The 20,216-nt window shown below is 64.1% G+C and carries 20 protein-coding genes; 17 read left to right on the top strand and 3 right to left on the bottom strand.

The window, feature by feature from the left end:
* Window positions 1-4 precede the first annotated feature (4 nt).
* The 3 genes from FME97_RS04045 (at window position 5) to FME97_RS04035 (ending at window position 3,211) form a co-directional block, all read left to right on the top strand.
* Window positions 5-673, top strand: a complete 669-nt coding sequence (locus tag FME97_RS04045) for a hypothetical protein (protein WP_141429941.1) — start codon at window positions 5-7, stop codon at window positions 671-673.
* Between the two features lie 25 nt (window positions 674-698).
* Entirely contained in the window at window positions 699-1,730 is a 1,032-nt protein-coding gene (locus FME97_RS04040; protein ID WP_141427994.1) for a DUF4857 domain-containing protein, read from the top strand.
* Window positions 1,731-1,927: 197 nt separating this feature from the next.
* Entirely contained in the window at window positions 1,928-3,211 is a 1,284-nt protein-coding gene (locus FME97_RS04035) for a PepSY-like domain-containing protein (protein ID WP_232522930.1), read from the top strand.
* A 56-nt stretch (window positions 3,212-3,267) separates the two neighbouring features.
* Here FME97_RS04035 and FME97_RS04030 read toward each other — a convergent pair whose 3' ends face one another.
* Window positions 3,268-4,722: an amino acid permease gene (locus FME97_RS04030; protein WP_141427992.1), complete on the bottom strand. Its 1,455-nt coding sequence runs from the start codon at window positions 4,720-4,722 to the stop codon at window positions 3,268-3,270.
* A gap of 280 nt (window positions 4,723-5,002) precedes the next feature.
* Here FME97_RS04030 and FME97_RS04025 point away from each other — a divergent pair, with 280 nt between their 5' ends.
* A complete protein-coding gene (locus tag FME97_RS04025) occupies window positions 5,003-5,818 on the top strand; it encodes an endonuclease/exonuclease/phosphatase family protein (protein ID WP_141427991.1) in 816 nt (271 codons plus the stop codon).
* 115 nt (window positions 5,819-5,933) lie between these two features.
* Window positions 5,934-8,321 carry a TonB-dependent receptor gene (locus FME97_RS04020; RefSeq protein ID WP_141427990.1) on the top strand — a complete coding sequence of 796 codons (2,388 nt, stop codon included), beginning with the start codon at window positions 5,934-5,936 and terminating at the stop codon, window positions 8,319-8,321.
* A gap of 300 nt (window positions 8,322-8,621) precedes the next feature.
* Here the strand turns inward: FME97_RS04020 and purB are convergent, their stop codons facing one another.
* Entirely contained in the window at window positions 8,622-9,971 is a 1,350-nt protein-coding gene (purB, locus tag FME97_RS04015; protein ID WP_141427989.1) for an adenylosuccinate lyase, read from the bottom strand.
* Between the two features lie 98 nt (window positions 9,972-10,069).
* Here purB and FME97_RS04010 point away from each other — a divergent pair, with 98 nt between their 5' ends.
* From FME97_RS04010 to gap, 4 genes are all read left to right on the top strand, one after another.
* Window positions 10,070-10,477 (top strand): DUF4834 family protein, encoded by a 408-nt coding sequence (locus FME97_RS04010; RefSeq protein WP_141427988.1) that lies wholly within the window; start codon window positions 10,070-10,072, stop codon window positions 10,475-10,477.
* 3 nt (window positions 10,478-10,480) lie between these two features.
* A complete protein-coding gene (locus FME97_RS04005; RefSeq protein WP_141427987.1) occupies window positions 10,481-11,224 on the top strand; it encodes an MlaE family ABC transporter permease in 744 nt (247 codons plus the stop codon).
* The gene (locus tag FME97_RS04000) at window positions 11,221-11,976 is read left to right on the top strand and encodes an ABC transporter ATP-binding protein (RefSeq protein WP_141427986.1); all 756 of its coding nucleotides are present in this window, start codon (window positions 11,221-11,223) and stop codon (window positions 11,974-11,976) included. The genes FME97_RS04005 and FME97_RS04000 overlap by 4 nt, the downstream gene beginning before the upstream one ends.
* Before the next feature lie 198 nt (window positions 11,977-12,174).
* Entirely contained in the window at window positions 12,175-13,191 is a 1,017-nt protein-coding gene (gene gap / locus FME97_RS03995) for a type I glyceraldehyde-3-phosphate dehydrogenase (protein WP_141427985.1), read from the top strand.
* 187 nt (window positions 13,192-13,378) lie between these two features.
* Here gap and FME97_RS03990 read toward each other — a convergent pair whose 3' ends face one another.
* Complete coding sequence (locus FME97_RS03990) at window positions 13,379-13,786, bottom strand: hypothetical protein (protein ID WP_141427984.1); 408 nt, start codon at window positions 13,784-13,786, stop codon at window positions 13,379-13,381.
* A 134-nt stretch (window positions 13,787-13,920) separates the two neighbouring features.
* On the opposite strand from FME97_RS03990, the gene FME97_RS03985 reads away from it, so the two are divergent.
* The 8 genes from FME97_RS03985 (at window position 13,921) to FME97_RS03950 (ending at window position 20,031) form a co-directional block, all read left to right on the top strand.
* Complete coding sequence (locus tag FME97_RS03985) at window positions 13,921-14,502, top strand: YceD family protein (RefSeq protein ID WP_141427983.1); 582 nt, start codon at window positions 13,921-13,923, stop codon at window positions 14,500-14,502.
* A gap of 35 nt (window positions 14,503-14,537) precedes the next feature.
* Entirely contained in the window at window positions 14,538-14,723 is a 186-nt protein-coding gene (rpmF, locus tag FME97_RS03980; protein ID WP_141427982.1) for a 50S ribosomal protein L32, read from the top strand.
* Window positions 14,724-14,867: 144 nt separating this feature from the next.
* Window positions 14,868-15,815 (top strand): phosphate acyltransferase PlsX, encoded by a 948-nt coding sequence (gene plsX / locus FME97_RS03975; protein ID WP_141427981.1) that lies wholly within the window; start codon window positions 14,868-14,870, stop codon window positions 15,813-15,815.
* Window positions 15,816-15,842: 27 nt separating this feature from the next.
* Window positions 15,843-16,847, top strand: a complete 1,005-nt coding sequence (locus tag FME97_RS03970) for a beta-ketoacyl-ACP synthase III (RefSeq protein WP_141427980.1) — start codon at window positions 15,843-15,845, stop codon at window positions 16,845-16,847.
* Between the two features lie 104 nt (window positions 16,848-16,951).
* Window positions 16,952-17,428 carry a GNAT family N-acetyltransferase gene (locus tag FME97_RS03965; RefSeq protein ID WP_141427979.1) on the top strand — a complete coding sequence of 159 codons (477 nt, stop codon included), beginning with the start codon at window positions 16,952-16,954 and terminating at the stop codon, window positions 17,426-17,428.
* Between the two features lie 104 nt (window positions 17,429-17,532).
* Window positions 17,533-18,210 carry a response regulator transcription factor gene (locus tag FME97_RS03960; protein WP_141427978.1) on the top strand — a complete coding sequence of 226 codons (678 nt, stop codon included), beginning with the start codon at window positions 17,533-17,535 and terminating at the stop codon, window positions 18,208-18,210.
* Window positions 18,207-19,505 carry a sensor histidine kinase gene (locus tag FME97_RS03955; protein WP_141427977.1) on the top strand — a complete coding sequence of 433 codons (1,299 nt, stop codon included), beginning with the start codon at window positions 18,207-18,209 and terminating at the stop codon, window positions 19,503-19,505. Before FME97_RS03960 ends, FME97_RS03955 begins: the two co-directional genes overlap by 4 nt.
* Before the next feature lie 85 nt (window positions 19,506-19,590).
* A complete protein-coding gene (locus tag FME97_RS03950; protein WP_141427976.1) occupies window positions 19,591-20,031 on the top strand; it encodes a PepSY-like domain-containing protein in 441 nt (146 codons plus the stop codon).
* The last annotated feature ends 185 nt before the right edge of the window (window positions 20,032-20,216 follow it).

Here is a 20,216-nt window from a genome sequence, read left to right as displayed (position 1 = left end):
CATGTTGAAAGCCATATTGTACAAGGAGTGGATCAAGTCCCGCTGGTATCTGGCGGTCGCCTTCGCGGTGACGTGCGCCTTCGCGGGCTACGCCATGCTGCGGCTGTACCGCGCGCTGGGAATGATGGGCGCCGGACATATCTGGGAGGTGATGGTGACGCGCAACGCCGTTTTCGTCGAGCAGATGGAGTATGTGCCGCTGCTGGCGGGGCTGCTGCTCGCCGTCGTGCAGTTCGCCCCCGAGATGCACCGCAAATGCCTCAAGCTGACGCTGCACCTGCCCGTGTCGGCGCTGCGGGCGACGGGGACCATGCTGCTGTTCGGCGTCGCGGCGCTGACCGTCGTCTCCGGCACGAGCCTCGCCCTCGTCGCGGGAGCCGCATCGCCGGTGCTGCCGCACGAGCTCGTCGCCAATATCGTGGGGACGCTCATGCCGTGGTATGCGGCCGGACTGGCGGCCTACCTGTTCGCCGCATGGGTGATTCTCGAACCGACGTGGAAGCGCCGGACGGTGAATATCCTGATGGCCGTGCTCCTGCTGCGCATCTTCTTCCTCGCGCCCGTTCCGCGGGCCTATGCCGGCTTCCTGCCCGTACTGCTGGCGCTGACACTGCTCTCGGCCTCGCTCGCATGGCTCTCGGTCGTGCGGTTCATGGCCGGCAGACAAGACTGATTCCTTCCGTAAATCCCGAAAATCCATGACCCGATTCAGCAGAATATTCTTCGGACTGCTCGTCGCCGTGCTGCTCGTCTGGCAGTTGCCGTGGGGCGTCAATTACCTCACGGTGAAGAGCGAGGGCACGCCGTTCACCCTTTACAGCGAAGTGCTGGGCGATTTCGCGATGATCCGCCGCGGCGGGAAGGAGCTCGAGTATCTCGATCGCCGGGGCAACCGGTACGGACAGCGCCAGTTCGATTCGCTGCTGCCGCTCTTCTACGCCCGGCAGCTCGTGGCCGACGGCCGTTTCCCCGATTCGATCGCGGGCCGCGCCGTCTCGCCCCGCGAGGCGCAGGCCGCCACCTTCGTGTTCCGCTCCACGCCGCAGGATGTCAATACCCCGGTTTCCGGCATCCGCTTCCTGCTGGAGTCGATGTCGGGCCGCGTCGATCTGGCGATGCCCGACGATGCCTTCCGCCTGACCGCCTCCGGCATCGAATTCATCGACATGGCCTCGAATACGGTCGATACCGCGAAGAGCGCCCTGTTCACCGGGACGATGCGCCGCAAGGGAGTGCGCTTCCCGGTGGCGGAGATTTCGGGCAACCCCTCCGCACGCAAGGAGTACGACGAGGGGTATGTGCTGCTCGACGCCGACCGGCGGCTGTTCCATCTCAAGATGGTGCAGGGGCGTCCTTACGTGCGGGCCGTCGGTCTTCCGGAGGGCGTCCGTCCGGAGCACCTCTTCATCACGGAGTTCCACAGCCGCCGCACGCTGGCGCTCCTGACCGATGCGGAGAACCGCCTCTACGCCGTGACGATGCCCGGCTACGGGGTGCGCCGCGTCGGGACCGTCGAGTTCGATCCGCGGCGCGAGGCGATGTCGATCGTCGGCACGCTGCTCAACTGGACGGTCTGCGTGGAAGGGGCGGCCGCGGAGCGTTACTACGCCGTGTCGGCCGATGACCTGTCGCAGCTCGACACGCTCGTCTTCCCGCTCTCCGACCGGCACGTCCCCGGCCTGAGCTTCACTTCCGCGACCGACAATTACGTGCGTCCGAGGCTGCGCTGAGACACCCCGTCGGCCGATCGTCTCTCCGGGCCCCGCTGGCAAGCGGGGCCCGTTTCCGTTCCGGGGGGGCGGCCGTCGCGCGCCGGGTTTCCGAGGGGGCTGCGGAAAAAATTGCGGATTTCAGTTTCCGTTCAGAATCGGTTGCGACATTTGTTCCCGAAATTGAATCGAAGTCTTATCGGAAAAAGAAAATGAAAATGAAAAGAATCGTTTGGAATATGTTGGGTGCGGCGGCCGTTGGGTTGCTTGCCGTCGGATGCGAAAAGGAGAGCGGCTCGCAGGGAAGCGGACCGGACCGGGTTTCCCCGGCCGTGCTGGCGGCTTTCGAAGCGCTCTATCCGGGCGCCGAGCAGGTGCGCTGGGAGGTGAAGGGCGACTATGCCGTGGCGAATTTCTACTGGAGCGGCGTGCGTGCGGCGGGTGTCGCGGCGAATCGCGCCGCATGGTTCGAGAACGGCGACGGCGCATGGTCGATGACCGAAACGGACATCCGGTTCGACCAGTTGCCCGAAGCGGTTAAGAGAGCCTTCGCGGAGGGCGAGTATGCCGACTGGCGGGTCGATGAGGTCGATATGCTGGACCGTGACGGCGTGGAGGTCGTCTATGTGATCGAGGTCGAGCGCGACGGCCGCGAGATGGATCTTTACTACTCGGCGGACGGCGTGCTCGTGAAGAGCGTGGCCGACGCGGGCGACGATTACGACTACGGGGATTTCATCCCTTCGCGTCCCTCCGACGGGATCGGGGACTTCATCGCGAGCCGTTATCCCGGGGCGCGCGTGATCGACGTGGATGCGGAGTACGAGGGTACGGAGGTCGAACTGATCGACGCCGACCGCGTCAAGCGCGAACTCTTCTTCGACCGCAGCGACGCCTGGCAGTACACCAAAACCGAGCTGCGCCGCTCGGAACTGCCGCAGGCGGTGACGGCTGCGTGGGAGGCCTCCGACTACTCCGAGGCGAAGGGCTACCGGCTCGACGATGCCGATCTGTACGAGACGGCCTCCGAAGGGACGTTCTACCGTCTGGAACTGGAGTCGCGCCGCGGCGACGTGAAGGTGAAGGTCACTCCCGAGGGCGAGCTGTCGCTCTACACCCCGCAGGAGGGCGGCGACGGCGCGGCGGTCGGTGCGGATGTCGAAGCCTTCATCCGCACGAACTACCCCGGCGCGGTCGTGCTGGAGAAGGACTCCGACGACGGTTTCCTGGAGGTGGAGATTCGTCACGACGGCCGCGAGAAGGAGCTGCTGTTCAACGGTGCGGGCGAGTGGGTGAAGACCTCGTGGGAGGTGCGCGTCCGCGAGCTGCCCGCGGCCGTGACCGATGCGATCCGCCGTTCGGATTACGCGGCGTTCGGGATCGACGGGGCGGATTTCGTGGAGACGCCCGACGGCGACTGGTACGAGGTCGAACTGGAGGATGACCGGGACCGTGAGGTGACGCTTCGCGTGACGGCCGAAGGTGCGATCCTGAAGCGTTGAGGCAAGGGTCGGAAAGCGATGCGGGCGGGTCCGACAGGACCCGCCCGCATCGCTTTTCAGGTACGGGGGCCTCTGCCGCGCCGGCGGTCCATCGCGATGCTGATGACGATGGGGACGGCGAGGAACAGCGCCGTGCCGCAGACGACGAGCGTCGTATATATGGCGGGGCTGCCGACGGGCAACTGCGACGGCGGGAAGAAGGTGACGGCGAACGAGAAGAGCACGGCGAGGAAGCCGATGCCGCCGACGGCCCACATGCCGGCGTTGCCTCCCGGAACGCGGTAGTCGCGCTGCAGGCCGGGCTGCGTGTAGCGCAGGCGGATGGCGGCGGCGTACATCATCATATACATGATCAGGTACAGTCCGATCGTGAGGGCGCTCAGCAGGAAGAAGGCGACGCTCACGTCCTTCATGAAGATGTAGAGCGACGAAAGCGCCGTCACGATGCAGCCCTGGATGATGAGGATGTTGATCTGCACGCCGTTGCGGTTGGTCTTCTGCAACAGGCGCGGCAGCCGCCCTTCGTTGGCCGTCCAGAGCAGGCCGCGGCTGGGACCCGAGATCCACGACAGCACGCCCGCCAATGCGCCGAACGCCACGAGCAGGCTCATGACGTTGGTGAGCCATCCGACGCGGTAGTGTTCGAAGACGATCTGGAACGTGGTGAAGAGTCCTGACTGGAGGTTGATCCGGTCGTAGGGCGTGATTACGGCCACGGCCAGCGCGCCCAGCGTGAAGAGGCCGAACGAAATGAGTGCCGCGAGGAACATGGCGCGCGGGAACTGTTTCTGCGGGTTTTTCAGCTCCGGGGCGTGTACGGCGTGCACCTCGACGCCGGCGAACAGCAGCAGAATCCCCGCCAGGAAGGCGATGTCGCTCATGCCGGTGATGTGGGGAAAGAGCCGCGGATGGGCGTGGTGCGCCGCATCCAGATCGACCACCTGCGAGACGGACGCGGGAATGTGTTCGAACTCCACGCCGTTGCCGCCCGCGAGCCAGGCCGCGGCCGCCAGGACGATGACGATGCCCGGAAGCACCGTGCCTATGAGAAAGCCCCGGCTGGTGATGCCCGAGATGGCCGACGTGCCGCGCAGCGTGACCCACGTGGCGAACCAGTACATGGCGATCGAGAAGAGTCCGACGAACGGGCCGTTCTGCGCCAGCGCCGGAAGCCCGATCGTGTAGGCGATCGACGCGGCGGCGAATCCCAGCACGGTGGGATACCAGACCACGTTCTGAATCCATTGCAGGAAGATGGCCGTGAACCCGAGGTGGGGGTTGAACGCCTCCTTCACCCAGGTGTAGACGCCTCCGCCCTTCGCCGCGAAGGCGCTGCCCAGCTCGGCGCCCACGAGCGCCGCGGGGATGAGGAAGAGGAACGTGGCGAAGAAGATGTAGAAGAACATGGTGAGCTCCTCCTGGGCCATCATCGGAAGGCCGCGCAGGCTGATGACCGCGGCCGCGGTCATCAGCGCGAGCTGCGAGGTCGAGATGTTTTTGCTTTTTGCCATAGTTTCGTTTGCTTGACGTTTCCCTCTCCGACAGCAGTTTTCGTGCCGGGCTGTGCGCTTCGGGGCGGAACGGTGACCGCGGACGGTTTCCGAAGGGCCTCGTGCAGCCGGCGGCAGCCGCCCGGACGGGTTTTCCGTCCCTCCTGCCGTTTTTCCGCCGGAAAGGGACGCCGTGCGGCGGATTTTTCGTATCTTCGCGGAGGCCCCGGTGCGTGCCGGGGCGCGGCGGCCCGCTGCGGAGGACCGGGCCGGCCGCCGGGAACGGAAAAGACGGAGAACGATGAAAAAAGGACTGATGGCGCTGGCGCTGTGCCTCCTCGCGGGGCGCGCCGCCGTATGCGCGGAGCCGTCGCGGGATGCGGCGGCGGACGACGGGGGCCGGACGGTGCGTCTGGTGACCTATAATGTCGGCGTGTTCAACAAGTATGTCAGGGACGACTACCGGCTTGTGGCCGGCCTGCTGCGGGAGGTCCGTCCCGACGCCGTGTGCCTGAACGAGCTGGACAGTTGCACGGCACGCACGCGCGGCGTCTTCCAGTTGGAGCGCATCGCCGGGATGATGGGCGGCTGGGACTTCCGTTTCGGGGCCGCGATGCCCTTCGACGGCGGCTCCTACGGCGAGGGAGTCATGACGCGCGAGCGGGCCGTGAGGAAGGAGGCGGTGGCGCTGCCCGAGGCCGGCGGGGCCGAGCCGCGCGTGCTGGTCGTCGTGGAGCTGCCCGACTACGTGATCGCCACGACGCACCTCGACCATGTTTCGCCCGAAGCGCAACTGGAGCAGGTGCGGACGATCAACCGCGAAATGATGCGGCGGTACGGCGACTCTCCGAAGCCCGTCTTTCTCGGGGGCGATCTGAATGCCGAGCCCGGTTCCGAGACCCTCCGGCTGCTGGAACGGACGTGGCGGGTGCTCACCCCGACCGACGGGGGGACCTACCCTTCGGACGAGCCGGAACAGTGCATCGACTACCTGTTGCAGTTGCGCAACGGGGTGCGCTGCGAAGTGACCGACGCGCGCGTGCTGAGCCGCTTCGGGACGGGCGACGTCTCCCGGGCCTCGGACCATCTGCCGGTGCTGCTCGAAGTGAGGTGGTAGCCGCTCGGCCGGGCGTTCCGGCTGCGGCGCGGCGGGAGGGGTACGGATTTTGCCGTTTCCCTCCGGCAGGAAGCCGTCGCCGCCGGTTTTCCCGCACTTTTCGTATCTTTGCCGCATGAGAATCGTGAACCGCATACTTCCGTTCCTGCTGTTTGCGGCGTGCTGCATGCCGGTCCGGGCGCAGCAGCGGGAGACCTATTCCGTCGCGGGGCGGGTCATCGACCGCCTGACGCGGCAGCCCGTACCCTACGTCTCCGTCGTGGTGGCGGGCGACGAGCGGAAAGGCGCCTCGTCGGATTCGACCGGACGTTTCGTCATCGAGCGCGTGCCGCCCGGCATCTGCCGCTTCGCCGCGTCGTCGGTGGGCTACAAGAGCCTGCTGACGTCCGAATACCTCGTCTCGGCCGCCACGCCCTTCGTCGAAATCGAGCTGGAGGAGGATGCCACGCGGGTCGAGGCCGTGACGGTGCGGCCTTCGCCGTTCCGGGCCACGGTCGAAAGCCCCGTGGGGCTGAACGTCATCGGCATCCGGGAGATCGAGAAGAGCCCCGGCTCGAACCGCGACATTTCGCGCATCGTGCGCTCCTATCCCGGCGTGGCCTTTTCACCGGTGGGCTACCGCAACGACCTGATCGTGCGGGGCGGCGGACCTTCGGAGAACAAGTTCTTCATGGACGGGATCGAGATTCCGAACATCAACCACTTCGCCACGCAGGGCGCGACGGGCGGTCCGGTGAGCATCGTCAATGCCGACCTGATCCAGGAGATCAGCTTCTACACCGGGGCGTTTCCCGCCGACCGGGCCGGGGCGCTGAGCTCCGTGCTGGATTTCCGGCTGCGCGACGGCAATGCCGAGAAGCAGACCTTCAAGGCGACGCTCGGCGCATCGGATGCCGGTGTCAGCGGCAGCGGGCATATCGGCGGCCGCACGACCTACGTCTTCTCGCTCCGTCAGTCGTACCTCCAGTTGCTTTTCAAAATGCTGGGGCTGCCGTTCCTGCCCAACTACATCGACGGGCAGGTGAAGGTCAAGACGCGCCTCACGGAGCGCGACGAACTCACGGTGCTGGCGCTCGCCGGCATCGACAACATGAAGCTCAACGTCGATGAGAAGGGCGAGGACGCCGAGTACCTGCTGAGCTACCTGCCGCGCATCCGGCAGGAGACCTTCACCGTCGGGGCCTCGTGGCGGCACTACGCCGGGCGTCACGTGCAGACCGTGACGCTGAGCCACAACTACCTGAACAACCGCAACCTGAAATACCGCAACAACGACGCCTCGTCGGAGGAGAACCTGACGCTCCGGCTGCGTTCCGTCGAGCAGAAAACTTCGCTGCGGGCCGAGAACCGCACCTATGCGGGGCGGTGGACGCTGCGCGGGGGCGTCGAGCTGAACTATTCGCACTATACGAACCGCACGTTGCAGCGGCTCTACGCCGGCGGCGTGCGCCTTTCGGATTACCGGACGCGGCTGGGAATCGTCGGCTGGGGGCTTTTCGCCGGAGCCGACTATGCGTCGGGCGACCGGCGCTTCACCGCCTCGGCGGGCCTGCGGGCCGACGGGTGCGACTACTCCGCGCGCATGGCCCGGCCGTGGCACCAGCTTTCGCCGCGCGCCTCGGTATCGTATGTCGTCGCCCCCGGCTGGACGGTGAGCGGCAGCGCGGGGCTCTACTACCAGCTGCCGCCCTATACGGCGCTGGGATTCAAGGAGGAGGGCGCCTTCGTGAACCGGGACCTGCGCTATATGCGCGTGGGCGAGGTGAGCGCGGGAGCTTCGTGGCGGCTGCGCGACCGGCTGATCGTCTCGGTCGAGGGGTTCTGGAAGGGGTACGGCGACGTACCGCTTTCGCTCGCCGACGGCATTCCGCTCTCGTGCAAGGGAAACGACTACGGCGTGGTGGGCAACGAGGCCCTGCGCTCCTCGGCCGAAGGACGCGCGTACGGCGTCGAGGCGATGGCCCGCTGGCAGATTCCCGGACGGGTGAACGTCGTGGGGTCGGTGACCCTCTTCCGCAGCGAATACCGCAGCGACGGCGCCTCGCCGTGGGTCGCCTCGGCGTGGGACAACCGGTTCGTGGCGAACGTCAGCGGGACGTACGACCTGCCGCGCGGCTGGAGCGTCGGCGCGAAGCTGAGCGCCGTGGGCGGAGCGCCCTATACGCCCTACGATCTGGACAAGTCGTCGCTCGTCGAGGCATGGAATGCGCAGGGACGCCCCTATTACGACTATTCGCGCTACAACGAAGGACGGCTCGACGCCTTTGCGCAGCTGGACCTGCGCATCGACAAGGTGTTCTATTTTCGCGGCTGCATGCTGGGGCTTTATATCGACCTGCAGAACGTCACGGTGAGCAAGCTGCGGCAGCCCGACGTGGCGATGTCCACGGGCGAGATCGTGAATCCCGAAGCCCCGGCGTCCGAGCAGCGCTACCGGATGAAGTACCTCCGGCAGGAGAGCGGGACGCTGCTGCCGTCGATCGGCGTGACGGTGGAGTTCTGACGCGGCGGCGCGGCGGGAGCCGCACGGGCATGAAAAAAACAGCAGGGAATCTCCCGATTGCCTGCTGTCCCCGGAGGTTGCCCTCCTAAACTACTAACCCAAACTTAAATAAATGAAGAAACCTCACTGCGGTTCCTTGCCGCAGCTGTCGTAGTCATTCGCAAAGTCGGTGCCAAAACGAGAGCCGGCGATCCGCGGATCGCCGGCTCTCGTCGTTTCGGGGTATCCTTGCGCCTGCGGGGCGTATTCGCCTCCCGCGGGCGTCGCGGAGTCGGGGCGGGATGTCGTGTCCGGCGTCCGTCAGCGGCCGAACACGCCCGTATAGGTCGCGGGCGAGAGGGCGCGCAGCTCCTCCTTCACGGCTTCCGGCACGTCGAGCGTCTCGATGAAGGCCGCGATCGCCTCGCGCGTGATGTGGGCGTTGGTGCGCGTCAGGGCCTTCAGCGCCTCGTAGGGTTTCGGATAGCCCTCGCGGCGCAGGACGGTCTGGATGCCTTCGGCCACGACGGCCCAGTTCTGCTCCAGGTCTCTTTCGAGGGCCTCGCGGTTGAGGATCACTTTGTTCAGCCCCTTGAGCAGGGACTGGAAGGCGATTACGGCGTGGGCCACGGGCACGCCGACGTTGCGCAGCACGGTCGAGTCCGTCAGGTCGCGCTGCAGGCGCGAGACGGGGAGTTTCGAGGCGAGGTGCTCGAACAGGGCGCTGGCGATGCCGAAGTTGCCCTCGGCATTCTCGAAGTCGATCGGATTGACCTTGTGGGGCATGGCGCTCGATCCCACCTCGCCGGCCTTGATCTGCTGCTTGAAATACTCCATCGAAATGTAGGTCCACATGTCGCGCGAGAGGTCGATCAGGATGGTGTCGATGCGTTTCATGCAGTCGAAGATCGCCGCCAGGTTGTCGTAGTGCTCGATCTGCGTGGTGTACTGCGACCGGCAGAGGCCCAGCCGTTCGTTCACGAAACGGTTGGCGAAGTCCGCCCAGTCGATCGAGGGGTAGGCCGCGTGATGGGCGTTGAAGTTGCCCGTGGCGCCTCCGAACTTGGCCGGAACGGCGATGTCGTGCAGCATGGCCAGTTGCCGTTCGAGCCGCTCGACGAAGACCATGAACTCCTTGCCGAGGGTCGTGGGCGAAGCGGGCTGCCCGTGCGTGCGGGCAAGCATCGGCACGCCGCGCCACTGCTCGGCGAAAGCCGCCAGACGGTCGCGGACCTCCTCCGCGGCGGGGTAGTAAACGCCTGCGAGGGCCTCCTTGAGCGAGAGCGGGATGGCCGTGTTGTTGATGTCCTGCGACGTGAGGCCGAAGTGTACGAATTCCTTGTATGCGGACAGTCCCAGCGCGTCCATCTTCTCCTTGATGACGTATTCGACGGCCTTGACGTCGTGGTTCGTCACCGCCTCGATCTCCTTGACGCGCTGCGCGTCGGCTTCCGTGAAGTCCGTGTAGAGCGAGCGCAGGGCTTCGGATTGCGCCCGGTCGATGCCCGCGAGCTGCGGCAGCGGGAGCTCGCACAGGGCGATGAAATACTCCACTTCGACGCGGATGCGGTAGCGGATCAGTGCCTGCTCCGAAAAATAATCGGCGAGTTTTTCCGTTTTGTTCCGGTAGCGCCCGTCTATGGGCGAAATGGCGGTAAGGGGGGTCAGCATAGCGGTTATGAGATTTGTTCGGGCCCCAAATTTACGACATTTATTGAAATCCGCATAATTTTCCCTACCTTTGTAAGGGCGTAAACCGAAAAACGAAAATGAGATTTCTAACCGAAATAGTCGATGCCCTCGCGGGGTTCGTGCAGCGCAATCCGCTGACCGTGCTCCTGATCGTCGTGCTGGCCGTAGGCGCTCCGGCGCTGCTGAAGGGCATCGCGCTTTTCATACTTTATTTCTTTATGGGACTTCTGCTGTTGGTCGTGGCGGGGCTGCTGTTCTTCCGCTGGCGCGTCTGCAAGATGCGCCGCGAGATGGAGGAGCGGTTCGGCCGGGAATTCGGACCGGAGCGGCCGGGCGGATTCCGGCAGGGCTTCGGCGGCGGGGCGCCGCGGACTCCGCGCGAGGGCGAGGTGAAGGTCCGCAGAACCTCCGGAGCCCCCGAGAAACGGGTGGCGGAGGACGTGGGCGACTACGTCGATTTCGAGGAGACAAAAGAAAACAGGTGAACGATGCTGAAGGTATTCGGACTGATAGGGCGCTACTTCATGCTGATGGGAAAGGTCTTTTCCCGTCCCGAGAAGGCGGGGATCTACCGCCGACGCATCGTTTACGAGATGGAGGCGCTGGGGGTCGATTCGATCGGACTGACGGCCATCATTTCGGTCTTCATCGGCGCGGTGATCACCCTCCAGATGTGCATCAACCTCGACTCGCCGTTCATCCCGCGCTCGCTGGTGGGGTATGCCACGCGCGAGACGATGATCCTCGAATTTTCGTCGGCCGTCGTGGCGCTGATCCTGGCCGGCAAGGTCGGATCGAGCATCGCCTCCGAGATCGGCACGATGCGCATTACCGAGCAGATCGACGCGCTGGAGATCATGGGCGTCAATTCCGCCTCGTACCTCATTCTCCCGAAGATCGTGGCCTCGATGATCTTCTTCCCGTTCCTGACGATCCTTTCGATCCTCATCGGCGTGGTCGGAGGCTGGCTGATAGCCGCCGTGACGGGCATCATGATCCCCGCGGACTACGTGGACGGCCTGCTGATGGACTTCAAGCCCTATTCGATCACCTACACGCTCATCAAGACCGTTTTCTTCGCCTACATCATCACCTCGATCTCGGCCTTCTACGGCTATTACGCCAAGGGCAATTCGCTCGAAGTGGGCACGGCCTCGACGCGCGCCGTGGTGGCCTGCTCGGTGGTGATCCTGCTTTTCGACCTGATCCTGACACAAGTGCTGCTGATATGATACGCACCGAACACATCGTCAAGTCGTTCGACGGCCGCCGGGTGCTCGACGACATTTCGATCGAATTCGAGACCGGCAAGACGAACCTCATCATCGGCCGCAGCGGTTCGGGCAAGACCGTGCTGCTGAAGACACTCGTGGGACTGCACGAACCCGATTCGGGCGACGTGTGGTACGACGAAGTGAACTTCACGCGGCTGGGATTCCGCGAGCGCAAGGAGATCCGCAAGGATATAGGCATGATCTTCCAGGGCGGGGCGCTGCTCGACTCCTCGACGGTCGAGGAGAACGTCAAGCTGCCGCTCGACCTGTTCACCTCGAAGAGCGAGCGCGAGAAGATGGAGCGCGTGAACTTCTGCCTCCAGCGCGTGCGGCTCGAGAACGCCAACCGGCTCTATCCGGCCGAGCTGTCGGGCGGCATGATCAAGCGCGTGGCCATCGCCCGCGCGATCGTGATGAATCCCCGCTACCTGTTCTGCGACGAGCCCAACTCGGGGCTGGACCCGCAGACCTCGATCGTGATCGACAACCTGATTCACGAAATCACGCGGGAATACGGCATCACGACGATCATCAATACGCACGACATGAACTCCGTGATGGAGATCGGCGAGAAGATTGTATATATACACGACGGGCTCAAGTGGTGGGAAGGCACGAAGGAGGAGATTCTCCATGCCGACAACCGCGAGCTGAACGACTTCGTCTTCGCCTCGGCCATGGCCAAGCGCGCCAAGCTGGCCGCACGGTAGCCGCACGGCGTGCGAGGCTCCCGGAGAGACCCGAACGGGCTTCCGGGACGCTGCGGAGGAAGAGCCCGGGCTCCGGAAAGCGCGGCGCGGGGATTTTTAAAATAGTTAAATTTTTATTTGCGTAAATTATAGAAAGTGCGTACTTTTGCGCTGGAAAAAACAGAGCGAGTTTTTTACTAACAAATAATTCAAAACGTTATGGCAACTATCAAGATTGGTATCAACGGATTCGGTCGTATCGGCCGTATGGTTTTCCGTGCCGCCTGCACGCAGACTGACAAGTACGAGATCGTAGGCATCAACGACCTCTGCCCGGTGGACTACCTGGCTTATATGCTCAAGTACGACACGATGCACGGCCAGTTCAAGGGCACGATCGACTACAACGTCGAGAAGAGCCAGCTGATCGTGAACGGCCACGCCATCCGCGTGACCGCCGAGAAGGATCCCGCGAACCTGAAGTGGAACGAGGTGGAGGCCGAGTACGTCGTGGAGTCCACGGGTCTGTTCCTCACCGAGGAGAAGGCTCAGGCTCACATCGCAGCCGGCGCCAAGTATGTCGTCATGTCGGCTCCCTCGAAGGACGCTACGCCGATGTTCGTATGCGGCGTGAACACCGATACCTATGCAGGCCAGAAGATCGTTTCGAACGCTTCGTGCACCACGAACTGCCTGGCTCCCATCGCCAAGGTGCTCAACGACAAGTTCGGCATCACCGACGGTCTGATGACCACGGTTCACTCGACCACCGCCACGCAGAAGACCGTGGACGGTCCCTCGATGAAGGACTGGCGCGGCGGCCGTGCCGCTTCGGGCAACATCATCCCCTCCTCGACCGGCGCTGCCAAGGCCGTAGGTAAGGTGATCCCCGCCCTGAACGGCAAGCTGACGGGTATGTCGATGCGCGTTCCGACCCTCGACGTATCGGTTGTGGACCTGACGGTGAACCTGGCCAAGCCGGCCAAGTACGACGAGATCTGCGCTGCCATGAAGGAGGCTTCGGAAGGCGAGCTGAAGGGTGTGCTGGGTTACACCGAGGAGGCTGTCGTTTCGTCGGACTTCCTGGGCGACGCCCGCACGTCGATCTTCGACAAGGCTGCCGGTATCGCACTGACCGATACCTTCGTAAAGGTCGTTGCTTGGTACGACAACGAGTGGGGTTACTCGAACAAGGTGCTCGACCTCATCTCGGTGATGAAGGCTTACAACAAGTAATCGGACACTCCGGTTATGAACGGGAAGGACTCCGCGAGGAGTCCTTCTTTTTTGTCCGGACCTGCCGGATAGCGGATTTCGGGAGCGGATTTCTCCGGGGGCGGGGATGGCGGCAAAAAGGGCCGGGTTTCTTCCGGAACCGTCCGCCACGGGACCGGAAGGGGTGGCGGGATCCGGCAGCGGCGGACTATTCGTGCGAATCCACGCGCAGTTCGATCGACGCCCCCGACCACTGGTTGATCCGCCGTTTCTCGGAACGGATGCGGCGGCCGTCGCAGGCGATCTTCAGGTCGATCTCGAAGGGACGCGTCGCGTCGATGTCGTTGCCCGCGGGCAGCGTGTGGGGTACGATGTAGATATAGAGCACCAGATGGTCGCACGGTCCGGTCGTGAGCCTTGCCGTGCGGAACGCGGGAATTTCCGCGGGCCGCTCCGGGAGGTTCGAACCCACGCCGGCGACCTCCGAGGCGGCCGAGGCGAATCCCGTGCGGCGCTCTTCGGCGTCGAAACAGCCGCACATGAGCGCGACGTTGTAGCGCCACCACTCCTCGTAGCGGCTCGTGACTTCGATGGTGAATCCCTTGTGTGCTGCCATATTCGGCAAATATAATACAACTTGCGTGCAATGCCAAATTCGAGCCCTGCGGGATGGACCGCGGGTGCTAAAACTCGCCGTTTTCTTTGCACTTGTCCTATTTTTTAGTAACTTTGCGCACTAAATGTGCACAAATGGAGGTGGCTCAGGGATATTCCATAGCCTTCAAAGGGCTGAAGAACGGGCATCACGATTTCCGGTTCGAAGTCGGGAAGCCGCTCTTCGATGCTTTCGGGAACACCGAGGTCCGGGACTGCGCCTGCGAGGTGTCGGTAGGGCTGGAACGTGCGGAGACGCTGCTCGTGTTCGATGTCCGGATCACGGGTCATGTGGTCGTCGCGTGCGATCGCTGTCTGGAGGACTGCCGCATTCCGGTCGATTTCGAGGGGCGGCTCATGGTCCGCTTCTCCGAGGAAGAGCACGAATACGACGGCGAAGTGCTGTGGCTCGTGCCCGGAGAGGACGAAGTGGACCTCGCGCAGTATATCTACGAGAGCATCGTCCTGTCGCTGCCCTACCAGCGGGTGCATCCCGAGGGGGAGTGCGATCCCGACATGCTCGGACGGTTCCGCATCGTCTCGGACGAGGAGTTCGCCTCGATCGAGGCCGGGGCCGGAGGCGAGGAGCGCCGGGGCGGCGAATGGGCCAAGCTGGCGGAGCTGCGCGAACGCATGGAGCCGGGCGGCCGCTCCTCCGGGGATGACGCGAAAGACTGAAACGAAATACGTTAAACTTATAATTACACTGTAAAATGGCACATCCTAAACACAAAGTCTCGTCGACGCGACGCGACAAGCGCAGAACTCATTACAAGGCTGTCGTTCCGACGGTGGTGACCTGTTCGAACTGCGGTGCAGCCGTGCTGTACCACCGCGTATGCCCCGAGTGCGGTTTCTACCGCGGCAAGCTCGCCATCGAGAAGAAGGCCGCCGAATAAGCTCGGCGCTCCGAAGAGTGCATCCCCCGGGAATGCCTCTTTTTTACTTTTTACGGGAGGTTCCGTAGGCGCGGGACGGGATGGAGCCATCCGTTCCGGAATCCGGTCGTGCGGAACCGGAATTAAACCAAATCGCATTCGAGTATGTTAAGAATAGGTGTGGATGCCATGGGGGGCGATTTCGCTCCCGAAGCGGCTGTCAAGGGAGCCGTCATGGCGCTCGACGCGATCGGGCCGGACAGCCGTATCGTGCTGTTCGGTGACGAACGGAGGATACGCGAGGTGCTGGAGGCCGAAGGGTGTCCGGCCGAACGGTTCGGCATCGTGGCCACCTCGGAGGTTATCGAGATGGGCGACCATCCGGCCAAAGCCTTCCAGGCCAAGGCCGATTCGAGTATCACGGTGGGCTTCGGCTACCTGGCCAAAGGCGGCATCGACGGTTTTGCGAGCGCCGGCTCCACGGGCGCCATGATGGTCGGCTCCATGTACGCCGTCAAGCCGATCGAGGGGGTTATCCGCCCCACGATTTCGTCGATCGTGCCCACCGTCGCGGGACGCCCCGCGCTGTTGCTCGACGTCGGGCTGAACGTGGACTGCAAGCCCGAGGTGCTGGCGCAGTACGGCGTGATCGGGTCGATCTATGCCGAAGCGGTGCTGGGGATCGGATCGCCCCGCGTCGCGGTGCTCAATATCGGCGAGGAGGAGACCAAGGGCAACGCCCTGTCGAAAGCGACTTACGAATTGCTGAAGGCCGAGCCGCGCATCAACTTCGTCGGCAACGTCGAGGGTTCGCACATCTTCTCGGGCAAGGTCGCCGACGTGATCGTTTGCGACGGCTTCGTGGGCAACACGGTGCTGAAGATGGCCGAGGGTCTCTACCGGATCAACAAGGCGCTGGGAGGCGGCAATGCCTTCTGGGACGCCATGAACTATGAAAACGTGGGCGGCACGCCCGTGCTGGGCGTCAATGCGCCCGTCATCATCGGCCACGGCTGCTCGTCGCCCGCGGCGATCCGCAGCATGATCCTCTCGACCGAGCAGGTGGTGAAGGCCGGCTTGACGGCCAAGTTGCAGCGCGCGTTTCAAAATTAGTGACTAACCAAGGTAAACAAGAAGTTAATGAGCAAGATAACAGCAGCGATTACGGGTGTGGGGGAGTACCTTCCCGATTACATCCTGACGAACGACGAATTGAGCCGGATGGTCGATACGAGCGACGAGTGGATCATGTCGCATATCGGCGTCAAGACGCGTCATATCCTCAAGGGCGAAGGCGTGGGAACCTCCTACATGGGAGCCCGCGCGGTCATCAACCTGCTGGATAAGACGGGCGTGGACCCGATGGATATCGACGTGGTGATCTGCGCCACGGTGACGCCCGACATGTTCTTCCCTTCGACGGGCAACCTGATCGCCGACCAGGCCGGCTGCAAGAACGCCTTCGCCTACGACGTGTCGGCGGCTTGCAGCGGCTTCCTCTTCGCCCTCACGACGGGCGCCAAGTTCATCGAGGCCGGTACGAGCAAGAAGGTGATCGTCGTCGGCGCGGACAAAATGTCCTCGATCGTCGATTATACGGACCGTTCGACCTGCCCGATTTTCGGCGACGGTGCGGCTGCCGTGCTGCTGGAACCCGATACGGAGGGTTACGGCGTGATCGACTCGATCCTGCGTTCTGACGGCTCGGGCGAGCTGCAACTCTACATGAAGGCGGGAGGTTCGCGCTACCCGGCGTCGATCGAGACGGTGCAGAACAACTGGCACACGATCATGTGGGACGGCCATGCCGTCTTCAAGGCCGCCGTGTCGAAGATGGCCGACGTGTCGGTCGAGATGATGGAGCGCCACCACCTGTCGTCGGACGACATCCGCTACCTCGTGCCGCATCAGGCCAACCTGCGCATCATCGACGCCACGGCGCGCCGCATGGGCATCACCTCGGACAAGTGCATGATCAACATCGACCGGAACGGCAACACCACGGCCGCGACGATTCCTTCGTGCCTCTACGACTACGAAAAGGAACTCCGCCGGGGCGACAACCTCATCCTGTCGGCCTTCGGCGGCGGATATACCTGGGGCGCCATCTACGTGAAGTGGGCCTACGACGGCGAGAAGGCATAGCCTCGAACGGTATGACCGGACTTCGGAGGTCCGGGCGGAAAGCGATACGTCTCAAAGGGCGTATCGCTTTTTCGTTTCCGGCCGGAAATTCGTATCTTTGAGAGATGGATGCGACGATAAGGCCGATGACGCGGGCGGAGTTCCCGCTGCTGTCCGGCTTCCTGTACGAGGCGATCTTTATTCCGGAGGGCGCGGCTCCGCCTCCGCGGACGGTGCTCCTGTCGCCGCCGCTGCGGGACTATGTCGCCGGGTTCGGCTCGCGGCGGGACGACCGGGCGCTCGTCGCCGAGGCGGCGGGGCGTGTCGTCGGGGCCGTCTGGGTCCGCTGCGGCGCGGGGTTCGGCCGTGTCGCGGAGGGGGTTCCGGAGCTTGCGGTGGCACTCGATCCGGCCTGCCGGGGAAGGGGTGTCGGGACGCGGCTGCTGCGGGCGATGCTGCGGTCGCTGGCCGACGAGGGCTATCCGGCCGTCTCGCTCTCGGTGCAGAAGGCGAATCCCGCCGTGCGGCTGTACCGGAGGCTGGGGTTCCGGGTCGTCCGGGAGCATCCGGAGGAGTATGTGATGGTGTGCGTTCTGGCCTGACGGGCCGGGCGATTTCGGTTTCCTTTCGGATTCGGGGCGTAACTTCGCCCCGGTCCGGCGCCGGAGACCCGGCGTCGTGCGGGAAACGATAATTGAATGGAGTTATGAAGATTCTGATCGTCGAGGACGAACCCTCCCTTCGGGAGATCATGGCGCAGACATTGCGCCGGGAGCAGTACGTGGTCGAGGAGGCGGCCGATTACACCTCGGGGCTCGACAAGATCGCGGCCTACGACTACGACTGCATCCTGCTGGACATCATGTTGCCGGACGGCAGCGGGCTGAAACTGCTCGAGGAGCTCAAGCGCCGCGGGCTGCGTGCGGGGGTCATCATCATCTCGGCACGCGACTCGCTCGACGACAAGATCGGCGGGCTGGAGCTGGGAGCCGACGACTACCTGCCCAAGCCGTTCCATCTGGCCGAACTGAGCGCCCGCATACGCAGCGTGCTGCGGCGGCACCGGCACGACGGCCGGCAGAGCCTCGATGCGGGCAATGTCCGCCTGTGGCCCGACAGCCGCCGCGTGGAGGTCGCGGGCCGCGAGGTGGAGCTGCTGCGCAAGGAGTACGACATCCTGCACTATTTCATGAGCCGGCCGAACCATACGATCGACAAGGCCGCGCTGGCCGAAGGGGTCTGGGGCGACCATATCGACCAGGCGGACAACTTCGATTTCGTCTATGCGCAGATGAAGAACCTGCGGCGCAAGCTGGAAAAGGCGGGTGCCGACATCGAGATACGGGCCGTTTACGGCTTCGGCTACAAGCTCGTCCGGCCATGAAGCTGGTCTATCGCATCGTGCTCCACCTGGCATGGGTGCTGTCGCTGCTGCTGGCGGCATGGGCCGTGCTCTTCTACTTCGCCCTGACCGACCGGATCGACCGCGAGACGGACGACGCGCTCGAGGCCCGGGCCGAGACGGCCATCAAGCAGTTCCTTTCGGGACGGGCGCTTCCCGACTCCGGGAGCGGCAACGACGGCTGCCTGCTGCGCTCTATTCCGGACGAGTACGCCGCCGTGCGGCCGCAGGAGGTTTACACCGACGAACGGATTTATATTCCCGAGCGCGATGCCCGGGAGCCGGCGCGCGTGCTCCGGATGCTTTTCCGCGACGGCGGGGGCGGATGGCACGAACTGACGGTGATGGCGCCCGCGATCGAGAAGAACGAACTCACGCGGGCCCTGCTGCGGTGGGTCGTGTCGCTCTACCTCGTCCTGCTGCTCCTGCTGCTCGTGGTGACGGCCTGGGTGCTTCACCGCACCATGCGGCCGCTCTACGCCCTGCTGCGGTGGCTCGACGACTATACGGTGGGAAAGCCCAACCCGCCGCTGGCCGACGATACGGCCGTGGCGGAGTTCCGCCGTCTGAACGATGCCGCACGGCGCTATGCCGCCCGGGCCGAGTCGCTGTTCGAGCGGCAGAAGCAGTTCATCGGCAACGCTTCGCACGAGATGCAGACCCCGCTGGCGGTGTGCCGCAACCGGCTGGAGATGCTCGTGGACGACGCCCGGACGCTCACCGGGGAGCAGCTGGCCGAGATAGCCAAGGTGCAGCGGACGCTGGGCCACCTCGTGCGGCTGAACCGGTCGCTGCTGCTGCTCTCGAAGATCGAGAACGGGCAGTTCCCCGAAACCGGTCCCGTGGACGTGAATGCGCTGGTGAGGCGGACGGCCGGGGAGCTGGAGGAGATCTATGCGTACCGCGGGATGCGGTGCACGGTGAGCGACCGGGGGCGGCTCGTCGTGCGGATGAATCCCTCGCTGGCCGAGAGCGTCGTGGGCAATCTGCTCAAGAACGCCTTCGTGCACGGCGACGTGCCGGGAGAGGTGACCGTGGAGATCGCGCCGGACGCACTGCGGATTTCGAACGGCGGAGCGGCGGGGCCGCTCGATGCCGGGCATATCTTCGACCGGTTCTACCAGGGGACGAAAAAGGAGGGTTCGACCGGACTGGGACTGGCGATCGTGGATGCCGTCTGCCGCCTCTACGGCCTGCGGGCGGAGTATGCCTATGCGGCGGGAAGGCACTGTTTTTCGATCCTTTTCCCGGAAGGATGCCGTCTGCCGCCGGAATAGCCGCCGCCTTTTCAGATTCCTTTCAGTTTCGGCCCCTACTTTTGTACCGAGAAAAAACATTCAGCCTTAAACCGAAAAAAAACGTATGAGAAAATTCCCGATCCTGCCGCTGATCGCATTGCTGGCCGCCGGTCTGACGACGGCCTGCGAGAACAGCCGCCCCCTGACGGAGGCCGAACTCCCGGCAGCCTCGCAGCGATTTCTTTCCGAACATTTCCCCGGGGTGGAGATTTCCTTCGCCAAGGTGGACACGGAACTTTTCGACAAGGAGTACAAGGTGGTATTCGTCACCGGCTCGAAGGTCGAGTTCGACCGCCGGGGCGCATGGAAGGAGATCGACTGCAAATACGGCGAGGTTCCGTCCGGCATCGTGCCGCAGCCGATCCGCGCCTATGTGGAGAAGCATTTCCCGGGGCGCCGCATCGCGTGCCTCGAGCGCGACCGCCGCGACTACGAGATCGAGCTGGACAACGGCTTCGAGCTGAAGTTCGACCTCGATTTCCGGCTCGTCGATTTCGACGACTGACGCCTCTGCGCGGCCCGGGATTCCGGCATGGCGTGTCGGAGCGGCGTGCGGATGCATACCCGGCGGCGCCGGAAAGCCGCGTTCCGGTCATTCGGGACGGCAGGGCCCGTATTTCCGCTGCGGATTCCGGGGTGCGGTGCAGCCCGGCGAACCGGATGCGCGCGCCGGCCGGATGTGCGGGACTC

Origin of the sequence: Alistipes dispar (assembly GCF_006542685.1) — a bacterium.
GTDB lineage: Bacteria > Bacteroidota > Bacteroidia > Bacteroidales > Rikenellaceae > Alistipes > Alistipes dispar.
The sequence above is the reverse complement of the archived record's forward strand: the minus strand, read 5'-3'. Positions and strand labels throughout refer to the sequence as shown.

What these genes read in the sequence shown, in the direction of transcription:
- FME97_RS04005 (WP_141427987.1), top strand. Translation starts at nt 10,481, where the DNA reads ATGCTGAAGGTATTCGGACTGATAGGGCGCTACTTCATGCTGATGGGA.
- FME97_RS03965 (WP_141427979.1), top strand. Translation starts at nt 16,952, where the DNA reads ATGGATGCGACGATAAGGCCGATGACGCGGGCGGAGTTCCCGCTGCTG.
- FME97_RS04030 (WP_141427992.1), bottom strand. Translation starts at nt 4,722, where the DNA reads ATGGCAAAAAGCAAAAACATCTCGACCTCGCAGCTCGCGCTGATGACC.
- FME97_RS03955 (WP_141427977.1), top strand. Translation starts at nt 18,207, where the DNA reads ATGAAGCTGGTCTATCGCATCGTGCTCCACCTGGCATGGGTGCTGTCG.
- FME97_RS04020 (WP_141427990.1), top strand. Translation starts at nt 5,934, where the DNA reads ATGAGAATCGTGAACCGCATACTTCCGTTCCTGCTGTTTGCGGCGTGC.
- purB (WP_141427989.1), bottom strand. Translation starts at nt 9,971, where the DNA reads ATGCTGACCCCCCTTACCGCCATTTCGCCCATAGACGGGCGCTACCGG.
- FME97_RS03985 (WP_141427983.1), top strand. Translation starts at nt 13,921, where the DNA reads ATGGAGGTGGCTCAGGGATATTCCATAGCCTTCAAAGGGCTGAAGAAC.
- gap (WP_141427985.1), top strand. Translation starts at nt 12,175, where the DNA reads ATGGCAACTATCAAGATTGGTATCAACGGATTCGGTCGTATCGGCCGT.
- FME97_RS03990 (WP_141427984.1), bottom strand. Translation starts at nt 13,786, where the DNA reads ATGGCAGCACACAAGGGATTCACCATCGAAGTCACGAGCCGCTACGAG.
- FME97_RS03950 (WP_141427976.1), top strand. Translation starts at nt 19,591, where the DNA reads ATGAGAAAATTCCCGATCCTGCCGCTGATCGCATTGCTGGCCGCCGGT.
- plsX (WP_141427981.1), top strand. Translation starts at nt 14,868, where the DNA reads ATGTTAAGAATAGGTGTGGATGCCATGGGGGGCGATTTCGCTCCCGAA.
- rpmF (WP_141427982.1), top strand. Translation starts at nt 14,538, where the DNA reads ATGGCACATCCTAAACACAAAGTCTCGTCGACGCGACGCGACAAGCGC.
- FME97_RS04000 (WP_141427986.1), top strand. Translation starts at nt 11,221, where the DNA reads ATGATACGCACCGAACACATCGTCAAGTCGTTCGACGGCCGCCGGGTG.
- FME97_RS04035 (WP_232522930.1), top strand. Translation starts at nt 1,928, where the DNA reads ATGAAAAGAATCGTTTGGAATATGTTGGGTGCGGCGGCCGTTGGGTTG.
- FME97_RS04040 (WP_141427994.1), top strand. Translation starts at nt 699, where the DNA reads ATGACCCGATTCAGCAGAATATTCTTCGGACTGCTCGTCGCCGTGCTG.
- FME97_RS04010 (WP_141427988.1), top strand. Translation starts at nt 10,070, where the DNA reads ATGAGATTTCTAACCGAAATAGTCGATGCCCTCGCGGGGTTCGTGCAG.
- FME97_RS04025 (WP_141427991.1), top strand. Translation starts at nt 5,003, where the DNA reads ATGAAAAAAGGACTGATGGCGCTGGCGCTGTGCCTCCTCGCGGGGCGC.
- FME97_RS03960 (WP_141427978.1), top strand. Translation starts at nt 17,533, where the DNA reads ATGAAGATTCTGATCGTCGAGGACGAACCCTCCCTTCGGGAGATCATG.
- FME97_RS03970 (WP_141427980.1), top strand. Translation starts at nt 15,843, where the DNA reads ATGAGCAAGATAACAGCAGCGATTACGGGTGTGGGGGAGTACCTTCCC.